Source organism: Pseudomonas piscis (assembly GCF_009380155.1).
Classification (GTDB): domain Bacteria; phylum Pseudomonadota; class Gammaproteobacteria; order Pseudomonadales; family Pseudomonadaceae; genus Aquipseudomonas; species Aquipseudomonas piscis.
This window is the reverse complement of the sequence record NZ_WHUV01000001.1, coordinates 2021969-2033483: the sequence shown is the minus strand read 5'-3', so window position 1 is coordinate 2033483 and position 11515 is coordinate 2021969. Positions and strand designations below refer to the sequence as shown.

Genomic DNA, 11515 nt, shown 5'->3' with positions numbered 1-11515 from the left:
CCATGCAGACCACCCTCAGCCCCGAGGCCCGGCAGTTGCCAAGGGCCGCCGAAGCCGAACGTATCCTGCGCAGCTGCGTGCATTGCGGGTTCTGCAACGCCACCTGCCCCACCTATCAGGTCCAGGGCGACGAGCTGGACGGGCCGCGCGGCCGTATCTACCTGATCAAGCAGGTGCTGGAGGGCGCCGCGGTCACCCACCAGGCGCAACTGCACCTGGACCGTTGCCTGTCATGTCGTAACTGCGAGACCACCTGCCCATCGGGCGTCGAGTACCACAACCTGCTGGACATCGGCCGGGCGGTGGTGGACGCCGCCCTGCCCCGGCCCGCCAGCCAGCGTCTGCTGCGCCAGGGCTTGCGGACCCTGGCGGGCAACCCGCAGCTGTTCAAGACACTGGTACTGGGCGGCAGCCGCTTGCGCCCGCTGCTGCCCCAGGCCCTGCAAGACAAGCTGCCGCGCCAGGTACCCGCCGCCGGCGTGCGCCCGGACAGGGTCCACGCGCGGCGCGTGCTACTGCTCGAAGGCTGCGTGCAGCCGGGGCTGTCGCCCAATACCAACGCCGCCGCGAGCCGGGTCCTGGACCGCCTGGGCATCAGCGTGCAGCCGGTGGCCGAGGCCGCGTGCTGCGGCGCCGTGGACTACCACCTGGATGCCCAGGAGCGCGGCCGCCAGCGAGCCCGGCACAATATCGACGCCTGGTGGCCGCACCTGCAACAAGGTGCCGAGGCCATCGTCCAGACCGCCAGCGGCTGCGGCGCCTTCGTCAAGGACTATGGGCACCTGCTGGCCGACGACCCGGTCTATGCCGCCAAGGCGCAGCAAGTCAGCGCCCTGGCCCGGGACCTGGTGGAGGTGGTGCGGGCCGAACCTCTGGCAGCGCTGCAAGTACGCAGTGGGCAGCGCCTGGCCGTCCATTGCCCCTGCACCCTGCAACATGCCCAGCAACTGGGCGGCGCCGTGGAAAGCCTGCTGCAACGCTTGGGTTTCAACCTGACTTCGGTGCCCGACGGCCACCTGTGCTGCGGCTCGGCCGGCACCTATTCGCTGACCCAGCCCGCCCTGGCCCGGCAACTGCGCGACGACAAGTTGCGAGCCCTGGAAAGCGGCAGCCCGGACGTGATCGCCACTGCCAACATCGGCTGCCAGAGCCACCTGGATGGCGCCGGGCGCACTCCGGTACGCCACTGGATCGAACTGCTGGACGCCGCCCTCAAGCCTTGAACCCAATGGAGCCTGCCATGCACCACAAAGCCGTGTTGTGCCAAGACGAAGTCAGCCGCATCCTCGCCGCCGCCCGGGCCGAGGCCCATCGCCAGCAGTGGCCGGTGAGCATCGCCGTGGTCGATGATGGCGGCCATCCCCTGGCCCTGGAGCGCCTGGACGGCTGCGCGCCGATCAGTGCCTACATCGCCCTGGAGAAAGCCCGCACCGCCGCCCTGGGCCGGCGTGAGTCCAAGGCCTACGAAGACATGGTCAATGCCGGGCGCAGCGCCTTTCTCTCGGCGCCGCTGCTGACCTCCCTGGAAGGCGGCGTGCCGATTCGCGTGGATGGCCAGGTGGTCGGCGCGGTGGGCGTGTCCGGCGTCCGCTCCGGCGAAGATGCCCAGGTGGCGCAAGTGGCCGCCAACTGCCTGGAAGGATCCTGACCCCTCGGCTGCGTAGAACGCCCCTGGGCCCTCAGCTACGGCGCAGGCTGCTGCGGTACATGAACAACAAGGCCAGGGCCAGGGACAGCATCGCCAGGATGCGGTTGCCGGAAAGTGCCATGGCCGGGTTGCCGAACCAGCCGAAGTGGTCGATCAACATGCCCATGCCCAACTGCCCGAGGATCACCGCCACCGTCGCCACGGCAGTACCGACCCGAGGCACCGCGCCGACCATCACCAGCATGTACACCACGCCGAACAGCGCGCCGCTGAGCTGCCACTTGGGCGCCTGCAACAGGCCCATGGCCTGGGGCGGCTGGAAGAACACGATCAGCAGCGAGGTGACCAGGGCACCGACGGCGAAGGTCAGCAGGCTGCTGCGCAACACCCCCACGCTCTGTCCCAGGCGGCCGTTGATCGCCGCCTGCACACTGAGCACCGCACCTGCGGCCACCACGACCACCAGCAATAGAATCAGGTTCATGTTCAACCTCGGGCAATCAGGATCAGGGCGCCGACGATCAGCACCAGGGCCAGCCAACGCTCGGCGTTGACCGGTTTGCGGGCACTGCCGAACCAGCCGAAGTGGTCGATCAGCACGCTCTTGCCGACCTGGCCGGAAAGAATCGCGATCATGGTCATGGCAATGCCGATATGCGGCGTGGCCAGGGTCAACACCACCACGTAGATCGGCCCCAGCACTCCGCCCAGCAACTGCCAGCGCGGCAACTGGCTCAAGGCCGGCCCCGGCTGCGGGCCACTGAACAGCAACAGCAAGGCCAGCAACGCCGCGCCGACACCGAAGATGCTCAGGGTCGCCCACAGGTGGCCGACCTGGGCTCCCAGGGGGCCGAGCAAGCCGGCCTCCACCGACAGGCCCATGCCGGCCAGGATCACCAGCGGCAGCAGGGCCAGGCGTTGCCAGCCGGCAGTGGATACAGCAGGGGCCACTGGCGGTGGCAGCGTAGGGTCAAGGGTTTCGCAAGACATGGGGTACCTCTTGGGTTCATGGAATGGCGAGCATTATTGGTTGCCCGTGCTTTGCGATAAATGGGAGCATGCCGACAACACTTTTGCGTAAAGCGCACAGCAAGGACTTCCCATGCAAGGCTTCAACGACCTGGGTTTCAAGGCCCTGCGGCTGTTCATCGCGGTGCTCGACCAGGGCAGTTTCTCTGCCGTGGCCCGACGCGAAGGCCTGGCACCCTCCTCCATTTCGCGGCAGATCCAGCTGATGGAACAGGCCCTGGGCCAACAGTTGCTGTATCGCCATACCCGGGCGGTCAGCCCCACCGAGGCCGGGCGCCTGTTGGGGCACCATGCCCGGCGGGTGCTGGCGCAATGGGAAGAAGCCGAGCAGGCCCTGCAAGAACAGCAGGACGAGCCGACCGGGCTGGTGCGGATCAATGCGCCGGTGGTGTTCGGCCAGCGGCATATCTCGCCCTGGCTGGGCGAACTGCACCGGCGCTACCCCAAGCTGCAACTGGATATCCAGCAGACCGACAGCTACATCGACCCGTTGCAGGACGGCACCGACCTGCTGTTTCGCATCGGCGTGCTGGGAGACTCCTCGATGCAGGCCCGGTTACTGGCACCGCAGCGCTACCGGGTCGCCGCCAGCCCGGGCTACCTGGCCCGTCACGGCCACCCCCGGCATCCCGACCAACTGCACCAGCACCAATGCCTGGCCTACAAGGGCGAAAGCGGCCAGCAGCGCTGGTTCTTCCGCCAGGGCCAGGAATCCTGGACGCCCTACAGCGTCACGGGCCCGCTGACCGGCAACCACGCCGACACCCTGACCCAGGCCGCCGAACAAGGCCTGGGGCTGGTGATGTTTCCTTCCTGGCTGATCGGCGAGGCCCTGCACCAGGGCCGGCTGGTGGCGCTGTTCGAGGATTTCGAAGTGGCCACCAGCCTCGAACCGCAACAGATCGCCGCCCTGTGGCCGGGCAGCCGGCGCCTGTCGGTGAAGGTCCGCACGGTGATCGACTTCTTCGTCGAGACATTCGGGCCCGTACCGTATTGGGATCGCTAGCGCGATCAGCTCCAAGCGGCAAGTTGAAAGCCGGACGATCAGCCTTGGCTTGGGCGCTCTGGCTCTGGCTCTGGCTTGGAGCTTGCCGCTTGCCGCTTGCCGCTAGAGGCTAGCTATGAGCCAGGCATTGGCAGCGCTGATCACGGCGAACAGGCTCCAGGCCAGCCAGCGGGTCGGCCAGCGGTTGACGAACACGCCCATCAGGCGTCGGTCGTTGGTCATGCGGATCAACGGATACAAGGCGAACGGCAATTGCAGGCTGAGCACCACCTGGCTCAGCACCAGCAGCTTGCCCACGGCGCCGTCGCCCAGCAGCCAGACGCCGATGAACGCCGGGATCAGCGCCAGGCCACGGGTGATCAGGCGGCGCTGCCAGCAGGGAATCCGCAGGTTCAGATAACCCTCCATGATCACCTGGCCGGCGATGGTCCCGGTGAAGGTCGAGCTCTGCCCCGAAGCCAGCAGCGCCACGCCGAACAGCACGCTGGCCAGGGCCCCGCCCACCAGCGGATCGAGCAGGTGGTAGGCATCCTGGATCTCCACCACGTCGCTGTGCCCGGTGTTGTGGAAGGCCGCTGCGGCAAGGATCAGGATCGCCGCGTTCACCAGCAGCGCCAGGGCCAGGGAACCGATGGTATCGATGCGCGCCAGGCGGATCGCATCGGTGCGGCTGGCAAGGTCCTTGCCCACTAGGCGGGTCTGGACCACCGAGGTATGCAGGTACAGGTTGTGCGGCATCACCGTGGCGCCGAGGATACCGATCGCCAGGTACAACGGCGCGGCATCGCTGATGGCCGCCAGCGACGGGGTGAAGCCCCGGGCCACGTCTGGCCAGTGGGGCTTGATCAGCAGCAACTCGATGAAAAAGCACACGCCGATGGTCGCCACCAGAGCCAGCATGATCGCTTCCAAGCGGCGAAAGCCACGGTTCTGCAAAGCCAGCACCAGCAAGGTATCGAAGGCGGTAATGACGATTCCCGTACTCAACGAGACTCCCAGCAAGAGGTGGAAAGCCAAGGCGCAGCCCAGCACTTCGGCCAGGTCGGTGGCAATGATGGATACCTCCGCCAGCAACCATTGGGCCCGCGCCGAGCGTGGGCTGTAGCGCTCGCGGCAAAGCTGCGCCAGGTCGCGCCCGGTGGCGATGCCCAGGCGTGAGCAGAGGCACTGCACCACCATGCCCGCCAGGCTCGCCAGCAGCACCACGAACAGCAGGCTGTAGCCATAGCGCGAGCCGGCCTCGATGGCCGTGGCCCAGTTGCCCGGGTCCATGTAGCCGATGGAAATCAGCAATCCGGGACCGGCAAAACGCAGCAGGCGCTTGAACAGCGAGGCACGGGGGTCGACGGTGACGGAACCGGCCACTTCCGGCGGGCAGAAAGGAGCGGTGGCGATTTTCGGCAGGCTGAATTTCACAAGGGGGATTCCACGGCGGCTTGAAGCAGGTGCCCAGCTTAGAGGTTTCGCCGCGGCCGCCCAAGCCTGAAATTCATCGGCCAAGGCGAGTATGCTGCGCAGGTTCCGGCCCGGACCGGACATCGTTCCACCCTTGCAAGGTTTTCTCCGTGGCTGACTCCGCAACGACTATGGCAAGCGATACCCTGCCGCCCTTCCTGCAACCTGGCGAACGAGTGCTGCTGTTCGATGGCGTGTGCAAACTGTGCAACGCCTCGGTGCGCTTCGTCATCGCCCATGACACCGAACGGCGGATCCGCCTGGCCTCGGTGCAATCGCCCCAGGGCCAGGCCCTGCTGGCGTGGGCCGGGTTGTCCACCGAACAGTTCGACAGCGTGGTGCTGATCGAAGGCCAGCGCCTGTCCCTGCGCTCCACAGCCTTCATCCGCCTGATGGCGCAACTGCCCGCGCCCTGGCGCTGGCTGCGCCTGCTGCAGTGGATTCCCCGGCCCCTGCGCGACTGGGGCTACAGCTACATCGCCCGCCACCGCTATCGCTGGTTCGGCCGCTACGACGTCTGCCTGCTGCCCAGCCCCGATCACCATGGGCGCTTTCTCGACGACACGCCCTGACCTGCCACGCCAGGGCTTTGCTTGGTGTAGCCGCTGCCGCAGGCTGCGCACGGCCCGGTACCGGGGGCAGGGCCTGGCAGCAGCTAGAGCCGATGATCCAATGAAAGAAATCCCTCTGGAGCCGGCTGCCACGGGCGTGGGATGATGCGCGCCTTCCATCCAGATGCCCGGAGATCGTGCATGTCATCCCTAGCTAGAAAAGCCCTGGTCCTGGTGTTCGCCGCCGTGGCAGGCCTTGGTGCGTTGAACGCCGTGGCCGCCGGCAAATCCACCGCTCGCCAGACCACGGGCGAAAAAGTCACGCTGCTCGACGGCAAGCTGGCCTTCAGATTGCCCAAGGGCTTCAGCGCCTCGACGCTGCCGGTGGGTGACGACGCCAAGGGCACCGGCGGCGCCAGCGGCACCCTGTACGCCAACGACGACACCCGTACCGTAGTGATCGCGGCGCAGAACAGCATTCCCAACGGGGCCCAGGTCAAGGACAACGACAGCGCCTTTCTCGATGACGCGACCGCCGGCTTCCTGGTCCAGCAGTCCCAGGCACTGCCGGACTTCAAGAAACAGGCGCAAAGAAGCCTCACCCTCAAGGGTCTCGGCGTGCGCCAGATCGACAGCACCGCCACCCAGGGCGGCGGCCTGACCCTGAACTCGACTCTGATCGCCGGCTCCGGTACGCACATGGCGGTGATCCAGGTGATCTCCCGGGCCGCCGACAAAGCCGGGCATGCGGCATTGATGAAGCAGATCCTCGGCCAATGACCCTGGTTCAGGGGGCGAGTGCGCGCAACCAGCGATCCAGATCCTGGATCTCCACTTCGCTGATGCTGTGGCCCATCCCCGGATAGGCATGGAACTGCGGTTCCAGGGCCAGCCCGCGCAACAGCCGGTTGGCCTCCACGCCGTCGCTGTAGGGCAAGCGCTGATCGCTGGTGCCATGGCCGATGAAGATCCCCAGGCGCTGCAACCCTGGCTCGCTCCTGAGCTGCGAGGCCAGCAGCGGCAGGATCTTCCCGCTCAAGGCGGCAATCCCGCGCACCGTTTGCGGATGCCGCAAGCCCACTTCATAGGCCATTGCCGCCCCCTGGCTGAAGCCCACCAGCACCACCTTGCCAGGCTCGGTGTGATATTTGGCCGCCGCCGCACGGACGAAGCGGCCGATCAACTCGGCGCTGCTGGCCAGGTCTTCGCTGACGCCGTCATAGGCGCCCTGTCCCTGGCGCCGGAACCACTGGAAGCTATCTGCGTCCAGGGTCTGCGGCGCGCGCACCGACAGGTAGGTGTAGGTCGCCGGCAAGCGCTCATGCAGCCCGAACAGGTCGGCTTCATTGCTGCCGTAGCCGTGCAGGAAGATCACCAGCGGCTGGTCGCGGGTCTCCGCCGGCGCCTGCTCCAGGTAGCGCAGCGGCAAGTCGTCGTGCAGCAGGGTATCGGCGTGGACAAAGGGCGCGGCCAACAGGGCCAGTAGCGCCAGGCAACGGATCATGGAAGGCTCCTTGGGTGGGAAAAATCGACGGCCAGAGCCTAGCACTGCGGGCCTGGCTGGAGCAGCCGCCGCCAGAGCCCGCCACGATGACCTCCCTGGGCAGCCCGCGCCAGTTCAACCGGGCAAGCGCCGGCATCTCGCTTGCCCGGTGCCGGCAAGCCCCCGCCAGGCCAGCGGCGTGAGCAACAGCACCAGCAGCAGGAACGCCACCTGGGACAAGTAGAAAGACGCCAGCCACTGGTGGTGGGCAGCGACATAGAAGCTGTTGTGCAGGACGTCCGCCAGCATGATCACCAGGGTCAACCCCAGCCCCCAGCGTGGGCGCCGCCACAACAGCAGCACGGCCAGCGGGTCCAATAGCGTCAGCGAACCCCAGAACGCCCGGCTGGCCAGGGGCGTAGCGGCGCCATAGGCGTAATCCCAGAGCAGGCCATGGGTAAAGGCGGCATGCAGGTGGTTGAACGTCGCCGCCAGCAGGCACAGGGCGAACAACCAGCGGATGCACAGGGACAATCGGAACAAGGCTTGAGCCCCATGGGCCGCAAAGCGGCCGGGTGGTGAAAGGCCCACTGCAAGATCGGCAACGGGCGGTTCGCGGTGTGTAACGGGTCAGTCGTTGACCAGCTTGCCATGGCGCATGGGTTCGCGGCCGGCGACCTTGGCCAGCCAGATCCCCGGTTGGGTGTAGCGTCCTCGATCCAGGGCGAACAGCACGCCGCTGGTGCCGGCCCGGACGATACTGGCCTGGTCGCTCAACGGATCCACCACCTCGAACAAGGCGTCGCCGCGCTCGACCCACTCCCCGGCTTCACGCAGGAAACTGACCACGCCATGGTGCGGGGCGAACAGATACTCGGTGCCGTCGAACGACATGCCCTCGCAGCATTCCTGCGGCGCCGCCGGCCAGTCGCCGTCGATCAGCCCCTGTTCGGCGAGAAAGCCCAGGATGGCTTCACAGTTGGCGCGCGCCTGCTCGACCCGGGTGTCGCCCATGCTGCCCAGCTCCAGGGTGGTGGCCAGGTTGGCCAGGGGGATCGCCGCCCGCGGGAAATCCCGCGCCAGGCGCAGCCAGGGGGCGGAGCAGGACTCATCGAAGGAACTGCCCCCGGAGTCCTCGCACAACAGCGCCACGCCAGCCTTGAGCCGCGCCGCCAGGGACTGCCACTGGGGCCAGTGCTGGGGCAAGGCATACAGGTGGATCGCCGCCTCGAAATCGCAATGCAGGTCGAGGGTGATATCGGCGTCGCAGGCATGGCGCAACAACAAGCGCTGCAGGGCTTCGAGCTGCGACAGCGGGGCTGGCAACTCGTCCAGCACCTGGAGCATGGTGCGGCGGATCAGGGTCACGTTGGCCGCCGCGTCATCCACCAACAGCTTGCCGATCCGGTCGCCGACCGGACCGCTGAGCTCGACGAAGGCACGGTTGAAGTTCTTGCCGCTGCCCAGCTCGAAGCGCCCCAGGTGGTTGCCCTGCACCTGCTGGTCGAGACCGATGGGATTGGCCACCGGCACCAGTTCCACCGTGCATTGCAGGCGCCCCTGGTCTTCCAGTAGCGCCAGGCGTTGCTTGAGCTCCCAGGCGGTACGCATGCCGGGCAGCTCGTCAGCGTGCAGGCTGGCCTGGATGTAGACCTTGCGCGGGCCGTTGCCGAAGCGAAATACGCTGAGCTGGCGCGAAGTGCCCAGGTGGCCCCAGGGCAGGGCGTGGTCGATGCGTTGCATGCTGGCTCCGGAAAAAAGGCGTGGCGCAGGATAGAACAGCGCGCATAAAAAAGGTGGCGACCGGGAGCCGGTCGCCACCTTTTTTCATGCCAGCGGCTTATTCGCCGTAGACGTCGAAGGTGAAGTACTTGTCCTGCACCTCTTTGTACTTGCCATTGGCGCGGATCTCGGTGATGGCGGCATTGAATTTCTCCGCCAGCTCCTTGTCACCCTTGCGCACGGCGATACCGGCACCGCCACCGAAATACTTCGGATCGTTGTACTCAGGACCAACGAAGGCGAAACCCTTGCCGGCCTCGGTTTTCAGGAAACCGTCGTCAAGGTTGACCGAGTCGGCCAGCAGCGCGTCGACGCGACCGGAAACCATGTCCAGGTTGGCTTCCTGCTGCGAGCCGTAGCGCACCAGGTCGATACCGGCGGGCACCAGCACTTCGGTGGCGAAGCGGTCGTGGGTACTGGCACGCAGTACGCCGACCTTCTTGCCCTTGAGCTCGGTCAGCGGGTCCTTGATGGTGGTGCCGGCCTTCATCACGAAACGAGCCGGGGTGTGGTAGTACTTGATGGTGAAATCGACGTTCTTCTTGCGATCGTCGGTGATGGTCATGGACGACAGGATGGCGTCGATCTTCTTCACCTTCAGCGCCGGAATCAGGCCGTCGAATTCCTGCTCGACCCAGGTGCACTTGGCTTTCATCTGCTCGCACAGGGCGTTGCCCAGGTCCACGTCGAAACCGGCGAGCTTGCCGTCGGGAGTCTTCATCGAGAATGGCGGGTAGCCGGCTTCGATACCGATGCGGATCGGCTTGGCCTCGTCGGCCGAAGCGGTGAAGGAAAACAGCGACAGTGCCAGGGCACCGAACAGCACAAACTTGTTCATTTATAACTCCAGGGGGCGGAGGTTTCTTGTTGGCAGAATTCGATCGTGGGCCAATCGAAGTGGGCAGCAGTCTAGAGCGGCGCCCTGGATGCAAATTGTGTTTATGCGACAAATACTTATAAAAATAACACCCCCTTGATCCAGGTCGGTTTTCCCTGCCCCGGGGTGGTGCGTCGACCTGCGCATCGCTGCATGTCCACCCGCAAACGAGGCATCTACCGTGGCCACGAACGCAGCCCCGTCAGCAGCCGGCCAACCTGCATCCACGGCGAACCTGGTGCGCCGCGCCACCCGGTTTCGCGGGCTCAGTCCTCGGGCTTGCGCAGCAGGTAGGTGTCCATGATCCAGCCATGGGCCTGGCGGGCTTCGAGGCGCACCCGGCGGATCTCGTCGGCGACCTCGTCGAGACGCCCGGCAATGAGGATTTCATCCGCCGTGCCCAGGTAGGCGCCCCAGTAGATGTCCAGGTCCTGGTTGCGCAGTTGCCGATAGGAGTCCTCGGCATCGAGCATCACTACCCGGGTGTCGGCATCGCCTCCCTGCCCCGCCGCCAGGCGCCGGCCGGTGGTGATCTCCAGGGAACGGCCGATGCGGTTCAACGGCACCTTGTGCTGCGCGGCCAGGGCCTGGACGCTGGTGATCCCGGGAATCACCTGATAGTCGAACTGCACCGCGCCGGCGGCCAGGATCCGCTGCAGGATGCGCAAGGTGCTGTCGTACAGCGCCGGGTCGCCCCAGGCCAGGAACGCCCCGGTCTGGCCCTCCTCCAGCTCCTGGTCGATCAGGCGCTCGAAGACTTGCTGCTTCTCGCGGTTCAGGGCCTTGACGCTGGCCTGGTAATCCACCTCGCCACGCTCGCGCTCCGGGGTCTGTGCCTCGACGAAACGATAGGGGCGCTCGGTCAGGTAGCGCTCGCACAACTGGCGGCGCAAGTCGATCAGCGAATCCTTGCTCGGCCCCTTGTCCATCAGGAACACCACGTCGCAGCGGTTCAGCGCCTTGATCGCCTGGATGGTGATGTAGTCGGGGTGGCCGGCGCCGATGCCGATGACCAGGACGGTTTTCATGAGGGGATGCTCCCGCTGCTATGCCAGCGGGCAAGTATGGGCCGCTTTGGCCCCGGGAGAAATGCCGGCGCGAACCTCAGGGGCGGCCATCCAGGCGCAGCCGCCAGCGCCCGGCGTGGCTCAGGTCCAGGCGGGACAGGGGCTCGATATCGATCTGGTTGAAGCTGTGCAGTGGCGCCTGGAGCGCCTCGAGCATGGCGGCGCGCATGACCCAGGGGTGGGTCACCGCCAGCCAGTGCCCGGGCTGCTGCGCCAGTCGCTCCAGCCAGCGGGTCACGCGCTGGCACAGTTCGGCCACCGACTCGCCGCCTGGCGGGGCCTGGTACGGGTCCGCCAGCCAGGCCTGCAGCGCCTGGGGCTGTCGCTCTTGCAGGAAATCGAGGGACAGCCCCTGCCAGTCACCCAGGGCGCAGTCACCCAGGGCCGGTTCCACCTGGTAGCTGGGGCTGAACAGCGCGGCGGTCTGCCGGGTCCGCAGCTCTGGAGCGCACAGCACCCGGGTGCTGCGCTTGAGCTCGGCGGCGCGGGAGGCCACCTGGGCCTGCCAGTCCATTTCCAGTGGCTCGTCCTGGGGCAAGCGTGCCAATTTCTGGGCGAGGGTACGGGCATGGCAGATCAGGGTCAGACGGGTGGCCTGCACGGGCAGCGCTCCGATG

General features: G+C 66.6%; 14 protein-coding genes. 5 read left to right on the top strand and 9 right to left on the bottom strand.

Going from position 1 to position 11515, the window contains the following annotated elements:
- Nucleotides 1-2: 2 nt before the first annotated feature.
- Both glcF and GDH07_RS09595 read left to right on the top strand, forming a co-directional pair.
- On the top strand, nucleotides 3-1223 hold the full coding sequence (gene glcF / locus GDH07_RS09600) for a glycolate oxidase subunit GlcF (RefSeq protein WP_152897236.1): 1221 nt from the start codon (nucleotides 3-5) through the stop codon (nucleotides 1221-1223).
- 17 nt (nucleotides 1224-1240) lie between these two features.
- Nucleotides 1241-1648 carry a heme-binding protein gene (locus tag GDH07_RS09595; RefSeq protein ID WP_022643682.1) on the top strand — a complete coding sequence of 136 codons (408 nt, stop codon included), beginning with the start codon at nucleotides 1241-1243 and terminating at the stop codon, nucleotides 1646-1648.
- Nucleotides 1649-1679: 31 nt separating this feature from the next.
- Here GDH07_RS09595 and GDH07_RS09590 read toward each other — a convergent pair whose 3' ends face one another.
- Together GDH07_RS09590 and GDH07_RS09585 are read right to left on the bottom strand one after the other, a co-directional pair.
- A complete protein-coding gene (locus tag GDH07_RS09590; RefSeq protein ID WP_152897235.1) occupies nucleotides 1680-2132 on the bottom strand; it encodes a DMT family transporter in 453 nt (150 codons plus the stop codon).
- 2 nt (nucleotides 2133-2134) lie between these two features.
- Nucleotides 2135-2638 (bottom strand): DMT family transporter, encoded by a 504-nt coding sequence (locus tag GDH07_RS09585; protein ID WP_022643680.1) that lies wholly within the window; start codon nucleotides 2636-2638, stop codon nucleotides 2135-2137.
- A gap of 112 nt (nucleotides 2639-2750) precedes the next feature.
- Here GDH07_RS09585 and GDH07_RS09580 point away from each other — a divergent pair, with 112 nt between their 5' ends.
- A complete protein-coding gene (locus GDH07_RS09580) occupies nucleotides 2751-3683 on the top strand; it encodes a LysR family transcriptional regulator (protein ID WP_152897234.1) in 933 nt (310 codons plus the stop codon).
- A 102-nt stretch (nucleotides 3684-3785) separates the two neighbouring features.
- On the opposite strand, the gene GDH07_RS09575 is transcribed toward GDH07_RS09580, so the two are convergent.
- Nucleotides 3786-5099 carry an Nramp family divalent metal transporter gene (locus GDH07_RS09575; protein ID WP_343038205.1) on the bottom strand — a complete coding sequence of 438 codons (1314 nt, stop codon included), beginning with the start codon at nucleotides 5097-5099 and terminating at the stop codon, nucleotides 3786-3788.
- 170 nt (nucleotides 5100-5269) lie between these two features.
- Here GDH07_RS09575 and GDH07_RS09570 point away from each other — a divergent pair, with 170 nt between their 5' ends.
- Entirely contained in the window at nucleotides 5270-5710 is a 441-nt protein-coding gene (locus tag GDH07_RS09570; RefSeq protein ID WP_152897233.1) for a thiol-disulfide oxidoreductase DCC family protein, read from the top strand.
- A gap of 180 nt (nucleotides 5711-5890) precedes the next feature.
- Nucleotides 5891-6469, top strand: a complete 579-nt coding sequence (locus GDH07_RS09565; RefSeq protein ID WP_152897232.1) for a DcrB/PsbP domain-containing protein — start codon at nucleotides 5891-5893, stop codon at nucleotides 6467-6469.
- 7 nt (nucleotides 6470-6476) lie between these two features.
- On the opposite strand, the gene GDH07_RS09560 is transcribed toward GDH07_RS09565, so the two are convergent.
- The 6 genes from GDH07_RS09560 to GDH07_RS09535 form a co-directional block, all read right to left on the bottom strand.
- Entirely contained in the window at nucleotides 6477-7193 is a 717-nt protein-coding gene (locus GDH07_RS09560) for an alpha/beta hydrolase (protein WP_152897231.1), read from the bottom strand.
- A 114-nt stretch (nucleotides 7194-7307) separates the two neighbouring features.
- Nucleotides 7308-7715 (bottom strand): hypothetical protein, encoded by a 408-nt coding sequence (locus tag GDH07_RS09555; RefSeq protein WP_053138048.1) that lies wholly within the window; start codon nucleotides 7713-7715, stop codon nucleotides 7308-7310.
- 87 nt (nucleotides 7716-7802) lie between these two features.
- Nucleotides 7803-8915, bottom strand: coding sequence for a succinylglutamate desuccinylase/aspartoacylase family protein (locus tag GDH07_RS09550; protein WP_022643673.1), 1113 nt, complete (start codon nucleotides 8913-8915; stop codon nucleotides 7803-7805).
- 97 nt (nucleotides 8916-9012) lie between these two features.
- The gene (locus GDH07_RS09545; RefSeq protein WP_022643672.1) at nucleotides 9013-9792 is read right to left on the bottom strand and encodes an ABC transporter substrate-binding protein; all 780 of its coding nucleotides are present in this window, start codon (nucleotides 9790-9792) and stop codon (nucleotides 9013-9015) included.
- A gap of 305 nt (nucleotides 9793-10097) precedes the next feature.
- On the bottom strand, nucleotides 10098-10859 hold the full coding sequence (cobF, locus tag GDH07_RS09540) for a precorrin-6A synthase (deacetylating) (protein WP_152897230.1): 762 nt from the start codon (nucleotides 10857-10859) through the stop codon (nucleotides 10098-10100).
- Nucleotides 10860-10935: 76 nt separating this feature from the next.
- Nucleotides 10936-11499, bottom strand: coding sequence for a histidine phosphatase family protein (locus GDH07_RS09535; protein ID WP_343038204.1), 564 nt, complete (start codon nucleotides 11497-11499; stop codon nucleotides 10936-10938).
- Between the last annotated feature and the right edge of the window lie 16 nt (nucleotides 11500-11515).

Bases quoted from the DNA above. Each gene is read 5' to 3' on its own strand.
- GDH07_RS09595 (WP_022643682.1), top strand. From the start codon at position 1,241: ATGCACCACAAAGCCGTGTTGTGCCAAGACGAAGTCAGCCGCATCCTC.
- GDH07_RS09585 (WP_022643680.1), bottom strand. From the start codon at position 2,638: ATGTCTTGCGAAACCCTTGACCCTACGCTGCCACCGCCAGTGGCCCCT.
- GDH07_RS09560 (WP_152897231.1), bottom strand. From the start codon at position 7,193: ATGATCCGTTGCCTGGCGCTACTGGCCCTGTTGGCCGCGCCCTTTGTC.
- GDH07_RS09570 (WP_152897233.1), top strand. From the start codon at position 5,270: ATGGCAAGCGATACCCTGCCGCCCTTCCTGCAACCTGGCGAACGAGTG.
- cobF (WP_152897230.1), bottom strand. From the start codon at position 10,859: ATGAAAACCGTCCTGGTCATCGGCATCGGCGCCGGCCACCCCGACTAC.
- glcF (WP_152897236.1), top strand. From the start codon at position 3: ATGCAGACCACCCTCAGCCCCGAGGCCCGGCAGTTGCCAAGGGCCGCC.
- GDH07_RS09545 (WP_022643672.1), bottom strand. From the start codon at position 9,792: ATGAACAAGTTTGTGCTGTTCGGTGCCCTGGCACTGTCGCTGTTTTCC.
- GDH07_RS09590 (WP_152897235.1), bottom strand. From the start codon at position 2,132: ATGAACCTGATTCTATTGCTGGTGGTCGTGGTGGCCGCAGGTGCGGTG.
- GDH07_RS09580 (WP_152897234.1), top strand. From the start codon at position 2,751: ATGCAAGGCTTCAACGACCTGGGTTTCAAGGCCCTGCGGCTGTTCATC.
- GDH07_RS09550 (WP_022643673.1), bottom strand. From the start codon at position 8,915: ATGCAACGCATCGACCACGCCCTGCCCTGGGGCCACCTGGGCACTTCG.
- GDH07_RS09565 (WP_152897232.1), top strand. From the start codon at position 5,891: ATGTCATCCCTAGCTAGAAAAGCCCTGGTCCTGGTGTTCGCCGCCGTG.